Origin of the sequence: Pseudoclavibacter chungangensis, from assembly GCF_013410545.1 — a bacterium.
Lineage (GTDB): Bacteria > Actinomycetota > Actinomycetes > Actinomycetales > Microbacteriaceae > Pseudoclavibacter > Pseudoclavibacter chungangensis.
Map to the genome: position 1 here is coordinate 2,148,737 of NZ_JACCFV010000001.1, position 19,684 is coordinate 2,168,420.

18 protein-coding genes are annotated in these 19,684 nt (G+C 68.6%); 6 read left to right on the top strand and 12 right to left on the bottom strand.

Translation table 11 applies throughout. From position 1 onward, the window contains the following. Positions 1-102: 102 nt before the first annotated feature. Positions 103-1,026 carry an AraC family transcriptional regulator gene (locus HNR16_RS09620; protein ID WP_158041935.1) on the bottom strand — a complete coding sequence of 308 codons (924 nt, stop codon included), beginning with the start codon at positions 1,024-1,026 and terminating at the stop codon, positions 103-105. An 88-nt stretch (positions 1,027-1,114) separates the two neighbouring features. Next, the gene (locus HNR16_RS09625) at positions 1,115-2,377 is read right to left on the bottom strand and encodes a substrate-binding domain-containing protein (RefSeq protein WP_158041934.1); all 1,263 of its coding nucleotides are present in this window, start codon (positions 2,375-2,377) and stop codon (positions 1,115-1,117) included. 124 nt (positions 2,378-2,501) lie between these two features. Here HNR16_RS09625 and HNR16_RS09630 point away from each other — a divergent pair, with 124 nt between their 5' ends. The 3 genes from HNR16_RS09630 to HNR16_RS09640 are packed head-to-tail and all read left to right on the top strand — an operon-like array spanning position 2,502 to position 5,988. Next, a complete protein-coding gene (locus HNR16_RS09630; RefSeq protein WP_158041933.1) occupies positions 2,502-4,007 on the top strand; it encodes a sugar ABC transporter ATP-binding protein in 1,506 nt (501 codons plus the stop codon). Continuing rightward, on the top strand, positions 4,004-4,960 hold the full coding sequence (locus HNR16_RS09635) for an ABC transporter permease (protein ID WP_158041932.1): 957 nt from the start codon (positions 4,004-4,006) through the stop codon (positions 4,958-4,960). Before HNR16_RS09630 ends, HNR16_RS09635 begins: the two co-directional genes overlap by 4 nt. Beyond that, positions 4,957-5,988: an ABC transporter permease gene (locus HNR16_RS09640; protein WP_158041931.1), complete on the top strand. Its 1,032-nt coding sequence runs from the start codon at positions 4,957-4,959 to the stop codon at positions 5,986-5,988. The genes HNR16_RS09635 and HNR16_RS09640 overlap by 4 nt, the downstream gene beginning before the upstream one ends. Positions 5,989-6,055: 67 nt before the next feature. Here HNR16_RS09640 and HNR16_RS09645 read toward each other — a convergent pair whose 3' ends face one another. The 7 genes from HNR16_RS09645 to HNR16_RS09675 form a co-directional block, all read right to left on the bottom strand. After that, positions 6,056-6,769, bottom strand: coding sequence for an EthD domain-containing protein (locus HNR16_RS09645; RefSeq protein ID WP_158041930.1), 714 nt, complete (start codon positions 6,767-6,769; stop codon positions 6,056-6,058). A 1-nt stretch (position 6,770) separates the two neighbouring features. Beyond that, positions 6,771-8,063, bottom strand: coding sequence for an NADH:flavin oxidoreductase (locus HNR16_RS09650; protein WP_158041929.1), 1,293 nt, complete (start codon positions 8,061-8,063; stop codon positions 6,771-6,773). Positions 8,064-8,096: 33 nt separating this feature from the next. Then, positions 8,097-8,807 (bottom strand): ABC transporter substrate-binding protein, encoded by a 711-nt coding sequence (locus HNR16_RS09655; protein WP_179558183.1) that lies wholly within the window; start codon positions 8,805-8,807, stop codon positions 8,097-8,099. Between the two features lie 10 nt (positions 8,808-8,817). Further along, the gene (locus tag HNR16_RS09660) at positions 8,818-9,759 is read right to left on the bottom strand and encodes a VOC family protein (protein ID WP_158041927.1); all 942 of its coding nucleotides are present in this window, start codon (positions 9,757-9,759) and stop codon (positions 8,818-8,820) included. A gap of 9 nt (positions 9,760-9,768) precedes the next feature. Further along, positions 9,769-11,274: a bifunctional 3-(3-hydroxy-phenyl)propionate/3-hydroxycinnamic acid hydroxylase gene (locus HNR16_RS09665; protein ID WP_179558184.1), complete on the bottom strand. Its 1,506-nt coding sequence runs from the start codon at positions 11,272-11,274 to the stop codon at positions 9,769-9,771. Positions 11,275-11,356: 82 nt separating this feature from the next. After that, the gene (locus HNR16_RS09670) at positions 11,357-12,295 is read right to left on the bottom strand and encodes a LysR family transcriptional regulator (RefSeq protein WP_179558185.1); all 939 of its coding nucleotides are present in this window, start codon (positions 12,293-12,295) and stop codon (positions 11,357-11,359) included. A 54-nt stretch (positions 12,296-12,349) separates the two neighbouring features. Continuing rightward, positions 12,350-13,726, bottom strand: coding sequence for an aldehyde dehydrogenase family protein (locus tag HNR16_RS09675; protein ID WP_158041924.1), 1,377 nt, complete (start codon positions 13,724-13,726; stop codon positions 12,350-12,352). 110 nt (positions 13,727-13,836) lie between these two features. Between HNR16_RS09675 and HNR16_RS09680 the strand changes: the two genes are divergently transcribed. The 3 genes from HNR16_RS09680 to HNR16_RS09690 all read left to right on the top strand — a co-directional run bounded on the left by HNR16_RS09680 (position 13,837) and on the right by HNR16_RS09690 (position 17,380). Next, a complete protein-coding gene (locus HNR16_RS09680; protein WP_179558186.1) occupies positions 13,837-14,850 on the top strand; it encodes an ornithine cyclodeaminase family protein in 1,014 nt (337 codons plus the stop codon). Between the two features lie 9 nt (positions 14,851-14,859). Beyond that, positions 14,860-15,879, top strand: coding sequence for a dihydrodipicolinate synthase family protein (locus HNR16_RS09685; protein WP_158041923.1), 1,020 nt, complete (start codon positions 14,860-14,862; stop codon positions 15,877-15,879). 91 nt (positions 15,880-15,970) lie between these two features. Then, on the top strand, positions 15,971-17,380 hold the full coding sequence (locus HNR16_RS09690; RefSeq protein WP_158041922.1) for an MFS transporter: 1,410 nt from the start codon (positions 15,971-15,973) through the stop codon (positions 17,378-17,380). A 58-nt stretch (positions 17,381-17,438) separates the two neighbouring features. On the opposite strand, the gene HNR16_RS09695 is transcribed toward HNR16_RS09690, so the two are convergent. The 3 genes from HNR16_RS09695 to HNR16_RS09705 form a co-directional block, all read right to left on the bottom strand. After that, on the bottom strand, positions 17,439-17,840 hold the full coding sequence (locus HNR16_RS09695; protein ID WP_158041921.1) for a PaaI family thioesterase: 402 nt from the start codon (positions 17,838-17,840) through the stop codon (positions 17,439-17,441). After that, on the bottom strand, positions 17,840-19,060 hold the full coding sequence (locus HNR16_RS09700) for an acetyl-CoA C-acyltransferase (RefSeq protein WP_179558187.1): 1,221 nt from the start codon (positions 19,058-19,060) through the stop codon (positions 17,840-17,842). The genes HNR16_RS09695 and HNR16_RS09700 overlap by 1 nt, the downstream gene beginning before the upstream one ends. An 82-nt stretch (positions 19,061-19,142) precedes the next feature. Then, entirely contained in the window at positions 19,143-19,328 is a 186-nt protein-coding gene (locus HNR16_RS09705) for an IclR family transcriptional regulator (protein WP_158041920.1), read from the bottom strand. Positions 19,329-19,684: the final 356 nt, after the last annotated feature.

Genomic DNA, 19,684 nt, shown 5'->3' on the forward strand with positions numbered 1-19,684 from the left:
ATCGTATGACTTTTTGAGGGATCGGCATACCGGGATTCATCCGTCCACGCGCCGGGATCGTCCAGATTGCGAAACCGATCGCTCCCGGCGGCGAGCTCGGCATCAGCCGGCGATGCGCAGCTCCCGTGGCGATCGGCCGTGCGCCCTGCGGAACGCCCGAGCGAAACTGGCGGCGTTGCCATAGCCCCACGAGAAGGCGACCTGAGACACGGAATGATCGGTCTCGCGCAGTTCGCGCGCGGCCTCCTCGAGCCGTTGGTCGCGGATCCACGCCGACACCCCGCCGGACGCCGCGAACAGCTTGTGGACGTACCGCGTGGAGACGTGGTGGGCTCGGGCGATCCGCTCCGGTCCGAGGTCGGGATCTCGCAGGTGGGCGAGCGCGTACTGCCGCATGCGGGCCTGCAGCGGGCTCGATCGGTCGGCGACCCGTTCGACGTACAGCCCCCGCATGATCGACGACAGCAGCTCTGCTGCGATCTCACCGTCGCCGCCCGACACCCCGCCGCCGTCGGCGGCTCGCGCGATGCTCGCGAACAGCGGCGCGACCATACGGACCAGCGGCGTCTCCGCCCCCACGACGCGGGTCGCCGCGCGCGCGCCGATCGCGGCGGCATGGCCGCCGAGGAACCACTTCGGGAACGTCACGACCTGCACGTCGATGCCGAGGGTCGCCTCGAACGAGGACGGCCGGGAGGTGTCCTGGATGGCGACGTCCCCGGCACGCAGCTCACACCCGCGGTCGTCCTGCTCGACGCGGCACGCGCCGCGTCGCACCAGATAGAGCAGGAAGCACTCGGGATCGGCGCTCGCGACCATCCGCTGGGTGCGCTCGACGCGATGCGGCGGCCCGGTGATCGACCGGATCAGCAGCGGGCCGACTCCGCCGCCGCCGAGCTGCGCGTCGAACGACGGCGCTCCGAACGATTTCACTCGCATGGGGAAGAAGTGCTCGGCGATCCCCGCCGACCAATACTCCGGACGGTCCGCGACCGACACCATCCGGGTGTCGAGCATCATCGACATCGATCATGCTCCTTCCATCACGGTGATGCGCTCCAGCGACGCATCAGCGCAGGCCGACGACGATGGCCGGCCTGCGCTGATGCTACGCTCACTTCGCCGACTGCGGACCCAACTCGGGATTCGCGAAGAACTCGGCGACCTGCTCGTCGCTGAAGTACGCACCCTTGGGCGCCAGGTCGGTGCCGTCCTCGGGCACCCATGACGGATCCACGATCTCCGACAGGTTCGACTGGTCGATGACGAACGGTCGATTCACGATGTGGTTGAGCTTGATTCCCGCACCGGAGAGCACCTTGATGCCGATCTGGGCAGCGGCCTTCGCCATGTCGATGGGCGGGGTGGCCGTACCGACGTACGGGTAGTCGGGGTTCGCGGCCGCGAAGGCCGCCATTCCCTGGGAGGCGCCGACATCCTGGATCGGGGGCACGGGCTGTCCGGCCTGGGTGAAGGCGTCGCGGATCGCCGAGCCCATGGTACCGGCCTGGATCACGGCGTCGACTCCCGCGGGGTTGGTCGCGAGGTACTGTACGACGGCCTGTTGCGCGAGCGGCGGCTGGAAGAGCCCCTGGACGCTGCCGACCACCTTGATATCGGGGCACTGCTCGAGCGCCTTGTCACGGCCGGCGTCCCAGAACAGCTGATTCGGGATGCCGGGAACCCCGGTCACCTCGAGTACATCGCCCGAGCCGCCGATCGACCCGAAGACGGTCGACGCGGTCTCCATCGACTGGAGCACTCCGTTGTAGGTGATCGAGATGGCGTAGGGGCTGTCGATCGGCACGACCACGGAGACCACGGGGATCCCGGCCGCGTGCGCCTCTTTCACGAGGTCGAGAGCCGGTTCCGGCGCCACGGGGTTGAAGAAGATGATGTCGGGCTTGAGCGAGATCGCCTGGCTGAACTGCTGCAGCTGGCCGGGCACATCGCTCGGGTCGTTCGGCGCGACGTTGAGCACCACATCCACGCCCGCGTCCGTGAGAGCGCTGGCGAGCGTGTCCTGGTACACCGAGATGAACGGTGCAGCCGGAGATGTGCCGACGATGGCAGCGGTGTAGCCCCCGGTCTTCTCCGACTTCCAGTCGGCCCAGGCCGACTCCTGCAGCTCGTACGGATAGCCGTTGTAGCCGGCCTGGATCTCCGGCGAGAGGCCTGCGAGCAGACCGGCGGGGTCGTTCGCACCGACCTCGGGCACGGATCCGCATTGCCCGGCGGCGACACTCGCGCCGGGGGTCGGGGCCGCCTGCGACCCTCCGTCAGGGGCGGCGCCGGCGCAGCCGGCGAGGGCGAGGGCACCGAGCGCGGTCAAGGCCGCGGCGGTCCCCAGGCGACGGAAACGATAGTGCTTCACCATGGTTGCTTTCTCCTCATCGAGACGAGCGCATAGTTGCGCAACGCCAGAGTAGACACATTCGATACGGTTCGTCTAGTTTTGGATTGGGCGACGCAACGAGGCGTGTCCGCGACGAGGAGGCGATATGTCCGACCCGGACGACGGTCTGCGACTGACCGACGTGAGCAAGCGATTCGGCGCGACCCGCGCACTCGTCGCGGCCGACCTGCATCTGGCGCCCGGCGAGATCCACACACTGCTCGGGGAGAACGGCTCGGGGAAATCGACGCTGGTGAAGATCATCGGCGGCGTGCACCGCCCCGATGGGGGCACGTTCACTCTCGGCGCGCAGCGACTGGACTTGCGCACCCCCCGCGCCGCGAGCGGCAACCGCATCGCGGTGGTGTTTCAGGAGGTGCTCACCGCGGCGAGCCAGAGTGTGCTCGAGAACATCTGGCTCGGCTCCGACGGCGTCTTCGCGCGCAGGACGTCGCGCCGCGACCAGCGTCGTATCGCTGCGGAGACGCTCGGACGACTCGTCGATGGGATCGACCTGGACGAGCCCGCCGGGCAGCTCTCCCTGTCCGATCGACAGGCGGTGTGCATCGTTCGCGCGCTCGTGCGAGCTCCCCGGGTGCTGGTCCTGGACGAGTCGACCGCGGCGCTGGACGTACTCACCCGAGATCGCCTGTTCACCGAGATGCGCCGACTCGCGGCCGAGGGCGTGAGCGTCCTGTTCATCTCCCACCGGATGGACGAGGTGCAGGAGATCTCCGACCGCGTCACCGTGCTGCGCTCGGGGCGCAGCGTGTCGACCCTCGTCCGCCCCGAGCTCACGATCGAACGCCTCGTCGCCGACATGACCGGCACCTCCGGCCAGTTCGAGCGCGGCGAGCGCTCGCGGGCGCTGGGCAACGTCATGCTGCGCGCAACGGGTGTGCGCCTCGCTGATTCGGGCGCCCCCATCGATTTCGAAGTGCGGGCGGGCGAGCTGGTGGGCGTCGCCGGTCTCGAGGGCCACGGGCAGGACGCGTTCCTGCGACGGCTGTCGGGCCTGACCTCGGGCGTCGGCACGGTCACCCGGGTCCTCAGCCCCGACATCGACGTCCGCTCCGGCAACGGCGCCAAGCTCGGAGTCGCCTACCTGCCCCGTGAACGCCGCGGCGAGTCGCTGTTCGAGCCGATGTCGATCCGTGAGAACTTCGCGCTGCCCACGCTGCGGCAAGACCTTCGGGGCCCGCTGCTGAGCAGGAAGCGGATGTCGCAGCGGTTCGACGAGGTCGTCAAGGCGATGAGCATCCGGCTCGGCACCGCGGACGACCCGATCTCGAGCCTGTCCGGGGGCAGCCAGCAGAAGGTCATGCTCGCCCGGTGGCTCGCGACCGATCCGAAGGTGCTGCTGCTCAACGACCCCACGCGCGGCGTCGACATCATGACCAAGCGCGAGATCTACGCGACGCTCGAGAAGCTGTGCGCCGACGGGATGAGCGTCGTGATGCTCTCGAGCGAGGTCGACGAACTGGTCGAGCTCGTCGACCGCGTGCTCGTGTTCCGCGATCAAGCGGTCTTCGCCGAGATCCCGCGTAAGAGCCTCACGACCGAGGCCGTGGTCGCAGCCTACTTCGGCCAGGAGACGGGGGCCGCCGCGTGAACGCCATCGCCATCCTTCGCAGGCACGCGTGGGCATTCGCCTGCGGGCTCGCCATCCTCCTTCTGATCATCAACATCGCCATCAGCCCCTCGTTTCTCGCGCCGGATAGGCTGCCCGCCACCCTTGCGACACTCGCCCCCTTCGTGCTGGTGGGGTTCGCCTCGACTCCCGCGATCCTGTCGGGGGGCATCGACGTGTCCGTCGGTCCCCTCGCGACGTTCATCAACTGCTTCTTCGTCGCCGTGCTGCTGCCGAGCGGCCTCGGTGACTGGTACACGGCGATCCCGCTGTTGCTGCTCGTGTCGGCCGCCATCGGCACGGCCACCGGGCTGCTCGTGACGGTGCTGCGACTGCACCCCGTCGTCGCCTCGACCGGCGTGCTGTTCGTGCTGATCGGACTGTCGATCACGATCTCCAAGAGCCCGGTGTCCGCACCGCCGAACTGGTCCGACGGCCTCGCGAAGTCCTACGGCTGGCTGCCCGGCGCAGTCATCACGATCGGCATCGTCGCCCTCGCATGGTTCCTGCTGCGGCGCACTGCCTTCGTGAGCAATCTGCTCGCGACGGGCGAGAGCGACGTGTCGGCATACGGGTCCGGTGTGAACGTCACCGTCGTGCGCACGCTCGCCTACACCCTCGGCGGCCTGTTCGCCGGGGTCGGCGGTGTGGCCCTGTCGGCGCTTCTCCAGTCGTCGCAGGCGTCGCTCGCCACCACCTACGCCCTGCTCGGCCTCGCGGCGGCCGTGCTCGGCGGCACAGCCCTCGGCGGCGGCAAGGGCGGGCTGCTGGGCACGTTCTTCGGCGCCCTCGTGCTGTACCTGCTGCAACAGCTGTTCACCGCCGTCGGCGTGCAGTCGAGCCTTGTGCAGTTCAGCTACGGGCTCGTGCTCGTCCTCAGCGTGCTGATCGGCGCCACCCTCCTCAGCCCGCGCACGAGAAAGATCCGCGCATGACCGAGACACTCACCGATGTCACCCGCTCCCTGACGACACCACCGCCGCCGCCTTCCCTGTGGGCACGCACGCGCCGCTGGGCCGTCGAGACGCCGCTCATCCAGGTCGCCATCCTCATCGTGCTGTCGGTGGCGCTCGTCCTGCTGGTACCCGCCTTCGTCCAACGGCCGCTGGCGGCCGTGTCGTTGATCACGCTGGCGGCGCTGCTGGCCATGGCCGCGATGGGTCAGACCCTGGTCGTCATCCTCGGCGGGCTGGACCTGGCGATCGCCGGCTACATCACCTTCGGGGCGATGATCGCAGGCAACGCGACGAGCCGCCTCGGCTGGCCGGTCCCCCTGGCGTTCGCCGTGGTCTTCGTCGTGTGCGGCGGCATCGGCGCCCTCGTCGGCTGGCTCTGCCACCGGTTCCGCGTCGAGCCGCTCGTGATGACCCTCGGTGTCGGTGCCGTGCTCACCGGCGGATCGATGTTCATCGCGAACGGCGACTACAACGGTCAACCGCCCCAGGAGCTGAAGTCGCTCGCGCAGCTGACGGGCACCACCTTCGGCCTGCCGATCCCCCCGATCATCGTGATCGTCGTCCTGCTGGGCGTGCTCCTCTGGCTCTTCCTCGCGAAGACGCCGGCCGGACGACGGCTGTACGCGACCGGCGTGAATCCCAGAGCCGCCGGCTTGACGCGCATCCGCACATCGGTGGTCTGGACGCTGGTGTTCGCGGCCTCGGGCGTCTTCGCAGGAGTCGCGGGCATGTTCCTGGCCGCGTTCGGATCGGGATGGTCGATGTCGATCGGAGATCCTTATCTGTTCTCCGGCCTCGCCGCCGTGCTCGTCGGCGGCACGACCTTCGGCTCCGTCCGCGGCGGTTTCACACGCACCGCGCTCGGCGCCCTCATCCTGACCGTGCTCTCGACCATCATCGTGAGCCAGGGGCTCACGGAGGGGCAGACGCGCATCGTGTACGGCGTGATCATCCTCGTGATGGTCGCCCTCTACGGTCGCGAGCGCCGGGTGCGCGACCGCTTCTGACTCGCAAGGTCTGACACGCAAAGGAGGACGGGAGGCGATCGCCTCCCGTCCTCCCCCGCGTTCCGCGTCAGGTCAGATCGATGGGGCTCCCGACGAACGCACACGAGACAGCGGCGTCGGTGAAGCGGATCTCATCCGGAGCGACGTCGTCGCGGTAGTGGTCACTGCCGAACTCGGCGGCCAACGCCTCGTACGACGCGAAGGTGATGGCCCCCACCCCGTCGTACCGCGTCCGCAGGAAACGCGACGGCGGGGGCGTCGGCGCGGGCGTGTCCTCGAGGCGCACGAGACGATCCTCGGTCTCGGGGCCTCCCAGCGCGAGCTGCGCGTGCGCGCCGGTCCAGTGATCGACGAATTCGTCGAAGCGCAGGCTGCGGCGCGCGACCGGCAGCACGATCACCGTCACGGGTGACATGTCCTCCGTGACCTCGCGCTCCCAGACCAGGGTCGGCGCTCCGGCGACCGCAGCGGGGCGCTCGGCGAGCAGCTCACTCCGAGGCGCCAGCCACCCGTCCTCGAATGCGTGCGACACGACCCAGTCGGCCGCATCGCTCTTGCGAGTCCACCATGTCTCGATCACCGCGTCGTACGGAGCCGCGGCGGCGCCGGCGATCGGCGACACGCCCGGAAGCGCACGATCGAACACATAGCGCACAAGCCCGGTGGTGATCAGCGGATGCCGCCGGTCCAGGTCCAGCCAGGCATCCGCGAACGCATCGGGAGAAGAGTCCGGACGCCGCTTCAGCAGCAGGGTGAGCTTGTAGGCGATGTCCTGCGTCATCTCAGTGCGCCTTCTTCGGAAGCGCCCGTGCCGCCTTGTCCGCGATCTTCATGAGCAATGCGTTGCCTGCCGCCCAGATGAAGGCGTCCTGCGCGAGATTCGAGCGTCTGCTCGTCGCATCCTCACGACCCATCTCAGGGTTCTTGTGGCATTGCACCGGCACTTGGAGGATGAGCCGCCGCATGCACGAGTTCGCGTGATCGCACCAGACGATCTCCGACTCGCGTCCTTCGATGGCCTTGTTCGGGTAGTCCGGGTCGGCCAGCAGCTGGCGGGCCAGCATCGTCGCGTCGACGGTGCCCGCCGCGATCGCGGCGGCGGCCTGTGCGGGATCGGGTGTGCTGCTGACGAGGAGGGCGACACCGGGTCCGAGTGCCTTCCGGAACCCCTGCGGCTCGCCCTCGCGCAGCATCTTGCCGGACTCGCTGGTCACGTTGTCCTTCATCGACTCGTAGTTGCCGTCGGTGAGAGCCACGAAGTCGAGCCCCGCCTTGGCGATCTCGGCGGTGACGGCGGCGAACCCCTCCGGGCCCTGGCCGCCGGGGAGGTGGTCGTTCACGCTGAGACGCAGCCCGAGCGCGACATCCGGACCGATCTCCCGTCGCACCGCGGCGACGACGTCCGTGAGCGCGCGGGCCCGGTTCCGCACCGACCCCCCGTACTCATCGGTGCGGAAGTTCGACAACGGGGAGAGGAAGGACGAGTAGAAGTAGCACATGTGCGCGGCGATCTCGATCCCGTCGAACCCCGCCTCCTTCGCGCGGCGCGCCGCGTCGACGACGGCCTGCTCGAGCTCCTTGATCTCCTCGACGGTGGCCTCTCCCGGCACCGGTGTGACCCTCCCACCGGGGATGTACACGTGGTCGGGCAGACCGTACCCGCCCATGTCGACAGGCTTCGGCGATGCCGAAGTGATCCCGTGGCCGTCGCGCGGCACGCCCATGCGGCCGAAGGCCGGGAACAACTGGGCGAAGACCGCCACACCCGTGCCCGTGCCGTGCAGCTCGTCGACGAGCCGGGTGAGGTCGGGGACGAAGGCGTCGTCGTCGTAGCGGATGTTCGGCGAGAACGGCGACTCACGGAATGCGCGTGCGGTGGCGACCGAGCCGCCCACGAACACCGCGCCGGCGCCGCCCTGCGCCCGGCGCTTGAGGAATGCGATCGACTGGTTGCTCGGGCGCCCGTCCTGCGTGGGCTGGAGCACCGCCATGGGGCCGAGGATGATCCGGTTCTTGAGTGTGAGCTTGTTGATCGTCAGCGGGGTGCCGAGGATCTCGGCGGTGGTATTCGACATGGGACTCCTCGTCGAGTTCTGGGGTGAAGGTTGTCAGGGGTGAAGGGCCAGAGAGCGCAGCTCGGCCCCCGGAGGGAGGAGACCCAGATCCGCACGGATGCGAGTGAGCAGGTCGAGTCCCGCCGGATCGACGGGCAGGAGACCGCTCGCACCGAGTGCGGCGAGGAAGCGGTCGAGCTCGGACGAGCCGATCAGTGACGACCGTACGACGAGCCCTTGCCCGGGGAATGCAGGGAACTCCTGCTGCACTCGGGCGAGCTCGCCGCATCCTGCAGACGATGCCTGCGCGTCGAACGGCGGACCCAGCAGCGTGGCCGCCACCTCTCCGGCGAGCAGCGCGTCCAGGCGCTCCGTGACCCCGCCGACTTCGACCCACTCGACATCCACGTCCGCCCGCTGGAGCAGGTGCCGGGCGACCAGGGCGAAGCCGTTCGCGTAGGCGTCGACCGCGAAACGACGCCCGGCCAGCTCGCCGATCGTCGAGATGCCCGGAGCGCCGAGGATCGTCAGCGGCGTGGTCTTCTCCACCTGAGCGACCAGCCGGACATCGGCACCGGCGCGGACCCACTCGAAGAGGTTGTCGATGGCGGTGACCACGATGTCGAGCTCACCGGCGAGCAGTCCCTCGAGCTGGGCGGGGCTCCCGGTCGTCCGGGTCTCCTCGAGCTCGATCCCGCCGAGAAGTCCGCGCTCGCGCGCCTCGACGAGCGGCGCAGGAGGCACGAAGTACGAAACGCGCAACATCACGCCGCGCTCACACCGGGGGCGCGACGAAGAGGTGATCGTTGTCGGAGTCGTTGAACATCTCCTTGGTGATGAACTCGTCCATGTCGCCACCCGTGCCCCACTGGTCCGAGGTCTCCGGCTCCTGCACGTCGTAGATGTGCGGGTGCCAGGAGTCCTCGTCGATCATCTCGAGCTCGGTCGTCATCTCCATCGTGTTGCCGTTCGGGTCGATGAAGTAGGTGAACGTGTTGTCGCCCGCGGCGTGGCGGCCCGGTCCCCAGATCTTTCGGTATCCGGCGCGGATGATGCGACCGCTGCCGCGCATGTACTCATCGAGGCCGCGCAGCTCGAACGACGCGTGCTGGAGCGATGCGTGCGGGCCGCGCGCGATCGCCATCGAGTGGTGCTGGGTGCTGCACCGCATGAAGTAGAACAGGTCACCCGCGTGCGGATGGTTCAGGGTGTCGGACAGCCGGAATCCGAGGTGCTTCTCGTACCACGAGCGCATCGCCTCGGGCTGATTCGAGTTGAGCACGACGTGCGACAGCCGCACGGGGATCGCCTCGCGCTCCTCGATCTTGCGGTGCTTGCGCACCTCGACCTCGGTCGACACCTCGATGGTGCGCCCCTCGAGGTCGAAGAATCGGAAGCCGTAGCCGCCGCCCAGCGTCTGCAGCGCGTCGGGTTCGCTCACGATCTTGACCCCTGCCGCGCCGAGGTCTTGCGCGAGCGTGTCGACGGACTCTCGGTCGGCGGCGCCGAACGCCACGAGATCGAGACGCTTGTCCGTCGACCGCCGCACGCGCGTGACGTACTGCTCCGGCGAGCCCTCGGCCGCGAAGTAGACGACGTCGCCGTCGTCGTGCTGCACGGTCAGGCCCCAGTGGTTCCGGTAGAACTCGACCTGCTTGTCGAAGTCGGGCACCGCGATGTCGAAGTGTCGGATGTGGGTGATCGGGCTGAATGCCATGGCGTGCTCCTAATGCGTGTCGACGGTGAGGGTCGCGGCGTGCGCGATGGAGGGGATCTGACGAACGAGACGCTCGAGATCGGCCGCGGTGTCGCCGGCCCCGAGGATGTAGTGATCGGGTCGCACGACGACGGCCTTGGCCTTCGTCGCGTCCAGGATCTGATCGATCTTGAGCGGATCGAGGAGCGTGACCGTGTCGCCGTCCTCGACCAGCGCGGCCTTGATGCCTGCCGGCAGCTCGGAGTAGATCGACCGGTCGGCGACGACGAGGAAGTGGTGTCCGACCATGTCGTCCAGTCGCGTGCCGTCCGCGAGGATCGGCTGGATGCTGAGCCTGCCCGCTCGCTCGTCGCCCTCGTGGAATCCGGGGCCGAGCGGCGGCGAGGTGGGCACGGCCGATGCCTCGGGGTGGGCGCGCATGAACGCGTCGCGACCTTCGGCGACTCGTGGATCGAGGGTCTGGATGCCGACGGCCTGGTTCGCGGCGGTCTCGACCCAGAACGTGGCGTGCGGTTTGCGCTCGCTCTCGTAGGTGTCCAGCAGCGAGTCGTCGGCGATGCCGCGGGCCACGAGATCCATCTTCCAGGCGAGGTTCTCGACGTCGCGGATGCCTGCGCACAGGCCTTGACCGAACAGCGGCGGCGCCTGGTGGGCCGCGTCGCCGGCGAGGAAGACGTTGCCCTTGCGCCACTGGCGAGCGATGCGGCCGCGGAACGTGTACATCGCCTGACGGTCGGGCGTGAACTTGTCAGCGGGCAGGATGCCGCGGCTGATCCGCTCGACGGCAGCAGGGGTGACGATCTCGTCGGGGTCGTCGCCGGGCACGAGCATGAACTCCATCCGGACGCGAGAGCCCGGGAGGCGCAGCCACAGCGCCGGCCGGCTGTAGCGTGCGAACTGGATCATGTCGGTCTCGTAGCCGGGGGCGTCGACGAGCTGGCCATCGACGACGAGCCACTGCGCATCCTCGCCGTACTTGTCGGTCTCGATGCCGAGGGCGCGTCGCACCTCGGATCGCGCACCGTCGGCCGCGATCGCCCAGCGTGCACGGAGCGTGCGCTCGGTTCCGTCCTCGTCGAGCGTCGTGACCTCGACCCCGGTGTCCGTGGACTCGACGCGCGTGGCGGTCACACCGCAGCGCAGTTCCACGCCAGGGGACGTCTCGACGATCTCGCGCACCAGCCCTTCGATGTCGGGCTGGTGAAAACTGATGTGATCGTTCCAGGCCTGGTCGCCGAGCCGGTCCGTCGGTGCATGCACCAGCACCTCGTCCGCCTCGTTGACGATATCGACGTGCTTCATCGGGATGGTCACGCCGATGAACCTGTCGGCGACGGCAAGGCCCTGCAGGGTGCGCATGGTCTCGCCGTCGAAGTGCACCGCCCGAGCGGTCGGCCACATCTCCCTGTCCTTCTCCAGCCCGATCGCCGTGTGGCCGGCGCGGCCGAGAAGGGCGAGCGCGGTGGTGCCGACCGGCCCTCCGCCGATGACGATGACGTCCACATCAGTGCTCACAAACACTCCTTCGTGTTCAGTACGTTGCGTATCGAAAGACGCATAGCCCTATGCCCTCACGAGTCTGACGGCCCCGTGCCGATCAGGGAAGGCGGTCCGGCGTATCCCCGTCATTCGGGTTTCGGATGACGGTGCGGCCCACCCGCTCGATCACGCTGCGCAGCCAGACGTGCTCGGCATCCTGCTCGCGGTCCAGATGCCACCAGAAGGCATCCTTCACGGGATCCAGGTCGAGAGGTGGCACGACCAGGCGGAGGCGCGGCTCGCGATCGACCGCCATGCGCGCGAAGGCCTCGGGGACCATCGCGACGCGATCGGTGCCGAGCAGGAGCGAGGGCACCACGAAGAAGTGCGGTGTCGCTGCGACCACCGTCGGCTCGATGCCTCGGAAACGCAGCTGCTGCCTCGCGGGGCTCGCGCCTTCGCGTGCGGGCAGCGTCTGCACCCAGGGTCGCGTGAGCAGTTCATCGGCGGACGGCCGCTCCGGCACGCCCGACGCGGCATCGACCAGGCACACCCACTCCTCCGGCGCGAAGTCGATATGCGGATGGTTCGACACGTATCCATGCGGCAGGATCGCGCCGTCGATCGTACGCAGCACATCAGGCATCCCCTCGACCAGCCGACCGTCCGCCGCGGGGAACTCGAAGCGGACGTTCGGCGCTTCCCGGAGCACTATCTGCGTGAGGGCGGGCGCGATCCGGGCGGTCATGTAGTCGACGGCGGCGATCGTGAAGGTCCTCGTGCTGATCGCCGGATCGAAGCGCGATTGGATCCGGAACACCTGCTCGGTCTCCGCGATCGCGTGCGGCACAGCGGTCAGCAGACGTTCCGCCAGCGGCGTGAGCACGTGCTGGTTGCCGCGACGCACCAGCAGCACGTCGTCGTAGTGCGCGCGGAGCCTGCCGAGGGCGGTCGACATCGCCGGCTGCGACATGTGCAGCCGCTCGGCGGCGCGGGTCACGCTGCGTTCCTCGAGGAGGGCGCGCAGCGGCCGCAGCAGGTTGTAGTCGATCGCCACCCTGAGCCCCCTCGCCCGACGCCGGTCTGCGCCCATGCGCAGACCGGCGCGCGACTAAGCCTTCCAGACCGTCTTGAGGTTGCAGAACTCCCGCTGGCCCACGGCCGCGAGCTCCCGGCCGAACCCGGAACGCTTGACGCCGCCGAAGGGCAGCTCCTGGTACGAGACGGTCATGCCGTTCACGAACACGGCGCCGGCATCGAGGCCGGCGACGAAGAACGCCTCCTCTTCGGGATCGCTCGTCCAGACCGCGCTCGACAGACCGAAGGTCGTCTGGTTCGCGATCCGCAGCGCATCCTCGTGGTCCTTCGCCAGATACAGGGACGCCACCGGGCCGAACGCCTCCTCCTGGATCAATCGGGCGTCCTCCGGGAGGTCTGCGATCACGGTCGGGGCATAGAACCAGCCGGGCAGGTCCGGGACGGTGCCGCCGGTGAGGATGCTCGCCCCCTTCTCGCGGGCATCCTCGACGAGATCGATGAGATCCTGCCGCCCCGACTCTGTGGCGAGCGGGCCCACCTGGGTCTCGGGAAGGAGCGGGTTGCCGATCACAAGCCCTGACATCTGCGTCGCGAACTCCGCGGCGAACTCGTCGTACACGTCGGCATGGACGATGAAGCGCTTGCCTGCGATGCACGACTGGCCGTTGTTGTTGATGCGCGCCCGCACCGCGGTCGCCGCCGCCGCCTTCACGTCGGCGGAGGGCAGGACGATGAAGGGGTCCGAACCACCGAGCTCCAGCACGGCCTTCTTGACGTGGTCGCCCGCGATCTGCGCGACCGAGCGCCCGGCCGGCTCGGAGCCCGTGAGCGTCACGGCCTTCACGCGAGGATCGGCGATGACCGCACCGACCTCCCGGCCGCCGATGAGCAGGGTGCGGAACGACCCTTCCGGGAATCCTGCGCGCTCGAACAGCGTGTCGAGGAACAGCGCCGCCTGCGGCACGTTCGAGGCGTGCTTGAGCAGGCCCGCGTTGCCGGCCATCAGCGCGGGGGCAGCGAAACGGATCACCTGCCACAGGGGGTAGTTCCACGGCATCACCGCCAGGACGACCCCCAACGGCTCGTAGCGGGTCCACGCCGCCGACGCGTTCACGGTCGATGGATCCTCGAGCGCGACATCGGCGAGGAACTCCTCGGAGTGCTCTGCGTAGAAGCGCATCGCCTTGGCCGACTTCTCGACCTCGGCGACCGACTGCGCGATGGGCTTGCCCATCTCGATCGTGATGAGCTCCCCGAGGCCTGCCGCCTGATCGTCCAGGATCGCTGCGGCCGCACGCATCCACTCGGCACGCTGGGCGAACGTGGTCGCCTTGAGCGCCTCGACCGCTGCCGCCGCCTGCGCGATGCGCTCGTCGACCTCAGCGGCACTGTGCGGCTCGATGAGGATCTCGGTCTTGCCGCTGGTCGGGTTCATGGTGGCGATGGGCATCGGGGCTCTCTTCCTCGAGGGAACGTCTTGCAGGAGTATAAGCGAAACAGATACGGTACGTATCGTGTTCGAAGAGTACTCTCGGACGCACGACCACTAAGGAGTGACGTGTGAGCAACGAAGCAACGGCGCCCGCCCGCCCGATCCTCTTCCTCACCGACGCGGACGTCCGGGCCCTGTCCGACCTCCCGGCCGCGATCCAGGCCGTCCGTGCCGCCTACTCCACGGCGGTCGACGAGAAGCGCAACCCGGGTCGCATCTTCGCAGACAGCGGCCGGGAATGGATGCGGGTGATGCCGTCGGTGCCCTCCAGCGGCCGACTGTTCGGAGCCAAGTCGATCAACGGCTCCTTCGCCGACGGACTGCGAGTGAGCTATCTGATCTCCCTGTTCGACAAGGAGACCGCGGACCTGGTGGCCCTGGTCGACGGCAACAGCGTCACCGGACTGCGCACCGCGGCCACCAGCGCCGTGGGCGCCGCCACGATCGCTCCTGATCGACCGTTGATGGTCGGCGTCATCGGCTCAGGGTTCGAGGCGCAGTCCCACACCACGGCGCTCTCCCTCGTCACGCGATTCGCCTCGGTGCGCGTGTTCAGCCCCACGCCGGGGAATCGCGAGGCCTTCGCCGAGCGTTTCACGGCTGAGCTCGGTGTGCCAGTGACCGCCGTCGACTCTGCGCAGGCCGCCACCGAGGGCGCCGACCTCATCCTGTGCGCAGCCCGCTCGCGCGACGAGTCGCCCACGGTGAAATCCGAGTGGGTCTCCGCCCACGCGACGATCGTGTCCATCGGATCGACCACGCCTGCTCAGCGGGAGCTGCCCGCCGACCTCATCGCCCGCGCGTCGCTGATCGTCGCCGACGGGTTCGACGAGGTCGTGCACGGCAGTGGCGACATGCTCGCCGCCCGGGCCGCTGGCGTGGACGTCGAGGCGAACACCGCCTCCCTCAATGACGTGCTGCGCGGCACCCGCGCGGTGCAGCGCGATCGCGGCATCCGCATCTACAAGTCCACGGGCTCGGGCCTGCAGGACATCGTCGTCGCCGAGGCGCTCGTCGATCTCGCGCGTGAGCGCGGAATCGGCATCGAGCTGCCCGTCGGAATCGTCACCACCAGGAAGTAGAGGAAGAACATGGTCGACTACACCAAGGACCAGGCACGTGCGTGGGCGAAGGCCCACTGGAAGGGCGCCATCGCCGTGACGATGCCGTCCTACACCCCGGACTTCTCGAAGGTCAACGAGAACGCGATCCGCCACGACATCCTCAAGCTCAAAGAGCTCGGGTTCGCGGGCACGCTGCTGGTAACGGAGCTCAACGTCACTCCCGAGGAGAACGCCCGCATCACCGCGGTCGCGCGCGAGGTCGCCGGGGCGGACTTCCACCTCTTCTTCCATGCGGCCTTCAACACGCTCGAGGAGAACATCCACGCCCTGAAGCTGGCCGAGAAGGAGGGGGTCGACAGCGTCCTCGTCTCGTACCCGACCGCGTTCTGGCCCACCTCTCACCAGGAGGTCTACGACTACACGAAGGCCCTGACCGACTCGACCAAGCTCAGCGCGATGCTGTTCGCCCTGCCGGCGTGGGGATTCGAGCGGATCGACCCGGCCGGGATGCCTGTGTCGTTCGTCCGCCACGTGCTGGACACGATCCCGAACATCGTCGCCGTCAAGTCCGAGCAGGGGTACCCGACCATCGGCGGCATCATGGAGATGTATCACCACTTCCGGGACGAGGTGATCATCTCCTGCCCGATCGAGAGCGAGACGATCCCGCTCATGTCGGTGCTGGACTTCCAGTTCTCCGGCACCTCGAACACCAACTGGATGAGCGACTACTTCCCCCGGGCCTTCGCTCTCGCGCAGAGCGGCGAGTGGGAGGAGGCCATGCAGCTGTGGTGGCAGGTCTCCCCCGCGCGCGCGGCGAACGTCGCGATCCTCACCGGCTCGTCGACCGGCACCACGGTCATCAACCGCACGGGATGGAAGTACCAGGAGTGGCTCGCCGGGTTCAACGGCGGCGCCCTGCGCGCCCCGGCACCGCGCATTCCGGACCGGCTGATGAAGCAGGCGCGTGCCGCGCTCGTCGCCTCGGGCCTCCCGGTCACCGACCTGCCCGACAGCGAGTTCGTCAAGGGCCGCACCAAGGCCTGACGAACGCCGAGATCCCCGACCCCGGCAAGAGGGCCGGGGCCGGGGATCTCGTCTTCCACCTGCAGTCATCGAACAAGGAGGTTCGACCCGCATGTCCTCACCGCAGCCCACCCCCACCCAGTCCGTACAGACCGTGCTCGACGACGCCGGCCTGACGTGGCGTCACTGGCTCTACTTCGCTCTCATCGCCCTGATCCTGCTCACGGATGGCATGGACGTGACGATCGTGAGCCACGTCTTCCCGCCGCTCATCGCCGAGTGGGGCGTGAGCGTCGGCGGCGGCATCGCGTTCGTCGTGACCGCGAGCGCCGTCGCCATGGGAATCGGCGCACTCATCGCCGGGCGCCTCGCCGACCGGTTCGGCCGCCGCACCATGCTGACGGTCGGCGCGCTTCTGTTCTCCTCGGCGACCGCGCTAGGTGCGACCTCGGCAGACTTCACGGCGTTCACCGGCTGGCGACTGGTCGCGTCGCTCGGCATGGGGGCGGTCATGCCGATCGGCATGACTCTGCTGGCTGATCTCGTCCCCGCCCGCCGTCGAGCAGCCATGGTCGCGGCCGCATACGCGGCCGTCGGTCTCGGCACCACGGTGGGGGCGACGCTCGCAGGGGCGCTCATCCCGACCGGCGGCTGGCGCTCGCTGATGGTCGTGGCAGGCCTGCTGCCGTTCGCCGTCGCGATCATCCTCGCGATCGTTGTTCCCGAGTCCCCCGCCTACTACATCGCCCGCGGCGCCGTCGACAAGGCGCGGCGCGTGCTCGCGCACGTCGCCCCCGGCGCCGATCTCGACACCGTCGACACCACCCGGATGGCCGCCCGCGAGTTCAAGAAAGAAGCGATCGCGGTCATCCTTTCCAAGCCCTTCACGGCCACGACATTGCTGCTGTGGGTCTTCGGCTTCCTGTCCCTCGGCACGCAGCTGATGATCGTGCAATACCTGCCGACTCTGCTCCAGCAGCCGGTTCCCGGGCTCAGCACGGTGCAGTCGAGCACGATCGTCGCGATGTACGGCCTCGCGAGTGTCGCGAGCGGTCTCGTTCTCAGCGCACTCCTCGTGCGCCTTCCCCGGTTCGCGACCATCGGTGCCGTGCTCGCAGCGTCCGCCGTGGTTGCGCTGGTCCTGGGCCTACAGGCGGATCTCGAGTTCGGTGCGCTGCTCGGCCTGCTGATCCTGGCGGGGTTCTTCCTCCCCATGGCCTTCGGACCGACACGCAACGTGCTCGCGACATCGGCATATCCCGCTCGGGTCCGCGGCACGGGTGTCGGCAGCACCGAGTTCGCCGCGCGCATCGGCACCGCGGTCCAAGGGGCCGCTGGCGGCGCCCTGATCGGCGCGGGAGTCGGGCTGTCCGGCATCTTCCTGATCGCGCTCATCCCGATCGGTGTATTGGGAGCCGCGCTCGCCGGTCTGAAGCTCGCGGCCAGGCGAAACGGCGCCGACGGTCGCAGCGGATATCCGGAGGAACGCTCGACAAGCACGTCCGCGACCGCATCCCCGTAGCACCCCACACGCGCAGAGGGCCGGATCTCATTCGATCCGGCCCTCTGCGCGTGTCCGTTCAGGGTCGTCGGGTGGCCCGGGCCATCCCTCGGTATGTGGCGACCACCGCTCCGTCCGCGGTCACCGTCACGTCGACGATGGCGCGACGATCATCGGCCCAGCTGACCCGCCCCGTGGCCTCCAGCCGCTGGCCGAGACGGCTGGGGGCGATGTAGTGGATCTGCGCGTCCCCTGTGGCGGCATGGGGGATCAGCGTGTTGGCTGCCATCGCGAATGCCTGGTCTGCGACGGCGAAGATGATCGCGCCGTGCGCCATCTCATTGGCGTTGACGTGCCCCGGCCCGACGATGAGCGACACGACGGCGCGCCCTTCCGTGGCTTCCTCGATCGTGAAGCCGAACCACGCGAACGACGGCTCGTTCTCGAGCACTCCCAGGATGAACGGATCGACGGTGCCCATCAGCTGAGCCTCTCCAGCACGAGGGCCATGCCCTGTCCTCCGCCAACGCACAGCGTGACGAGTCCGAGGGTGCCGTCCCGCTCCTGCAGCGCACGGATGAGGGTCCCCGTGAGACGGACGCCTGTGGCGCCGAAGGGATGCCCGATCGCGATCGCGCCTCCGTGCACGTTCACCTTCTCGGGGTCCAGCCCGAGCTGCCGCACGCTCGGCACCACCTGCGCCGCAAAGGCCTCGTTGAGTTCCACGAGGTCGATGTCGTCGACCTCGAGGCCGAGCCTGGCGAGCAGCTTCTGCGTGGCGCCAACGGGCCCGAGGCCCATGATCTCCGGCGAGAGCGCACTGGCTCCGGCACCGAGGATTCGTGCGAGCGGGGGCAGGCCGAGCTGCTGCGCTTTCGCGGCGCTCATCACCACAGCGGCGGAGGCTCCGTCATTCAGAGGGCTGGCATTCCCGGCCGTGACGGTGCCGTCCTCCGCGAATGCCGGGTTCAGTGCGGCGAGACCCTCCAGCGTCGTGCCCGAGCGCGGCCCGTCGTCCGCCGAGACGACGGTGCCATCCGCGCGTGTGTAAGGTGTGATCTCGTCGGCGAACCACCCGGCGTGGATGGCGGCCGCGGCGCGACGCTGCGACTGCAGCGCCCATTCATCTTGGTCTCGCCGGGTGGTTCCCGTGTTCCGGGCGACGAACTCCGCGGTCTTCCCCATCGGGATGTAGACATCGGGCGTGAGGCCCTCTGCGCGCGGGTCGGTCCAGCTCGCTCCGGACGCGAAGATCGCGTCCGCGCGGGCGGCGGGCGGCTCCGAGCCCGGGTAGATGTTCGTCGGGTTGGGCGGCGTGCTCGACGTCGACTCCATGCCGCCGACGAGGAACGCCTCCCCATCGCCCGCGCGGATGGCGCGCGCGGCTGCAGCGGTCGCCTGCAGCGAGGACGCGCAGAATCGATTGATCGACGCACCCGGCAGGGTGTCGTAACCCGCGTACACGGCGACGCGACGAGCAGCGTTGTCGCCCTGCGCGCCCTCCGGCACCGCGGTGCCGAGATAGAAGTCATCGAGCGTAGTCGGGTCGAGCGCGGGCACCGCGCTCAGCGCTCCCCGCACCGCGGCGAGCGCGAGATCCTCGGGACGCTCGGCGGCGAGTGCCCCCTTGCGGGCGCGCCCGAATGGCGTGCGCTTGTAAGCCACGACGACGGCGTCGTTCGGGGCGAGATCCTTGGTCACGGCATTGTGCCCTCTCTGCGAATACTCGATCGGAGATATGTCCGAACCGTATCGTATCGCTTTTCGAGAGAGCGAAGCACGCCTACCTCAGCGCCTGCTCGACGCGACGCGCCGCCTCTTCGAGAGCACCGGCGATCTCAGCGACGTCGACGCCATGGTTCAGGTAGATGACGGCGAGAGATGCAGGCGACCCCGTCCCCGCCGCGAGCGGCACCGCCACCGACGACAGGCCGACGAACACCTCATCTTGGCTCGTCTCGTATCGCACCGGCGGTTGCCAGACATCTTCGGTCGCGCCTTCAGATGGCGCAGGTAAGCGAGTGACGACCTGATTGACGTGGGAGCGTCCCCGTGGGCAGCTCTACTCGCTGCCATCGCCAATCCCACCCGCGCCGCTTGACTCGAGTGTCGCTACCGCGGCATGCCAAATTCGCGTGCTGTAAGGAGTCCCGGGCAAGCTCCTCTTGTCTCATCTTGGTTGAGAAAGCGACAAGTCCACGAATCAGACGATCGGCTATTCGGTCGGTCTCAACTAGGGCGCCCTCCGCCTGAGCCTTACGTCGCTCTTCACGCGACGCCCTATCGATAGCCAACAGTGTGTTTCCTTTCGTAAGGAGACCCGGC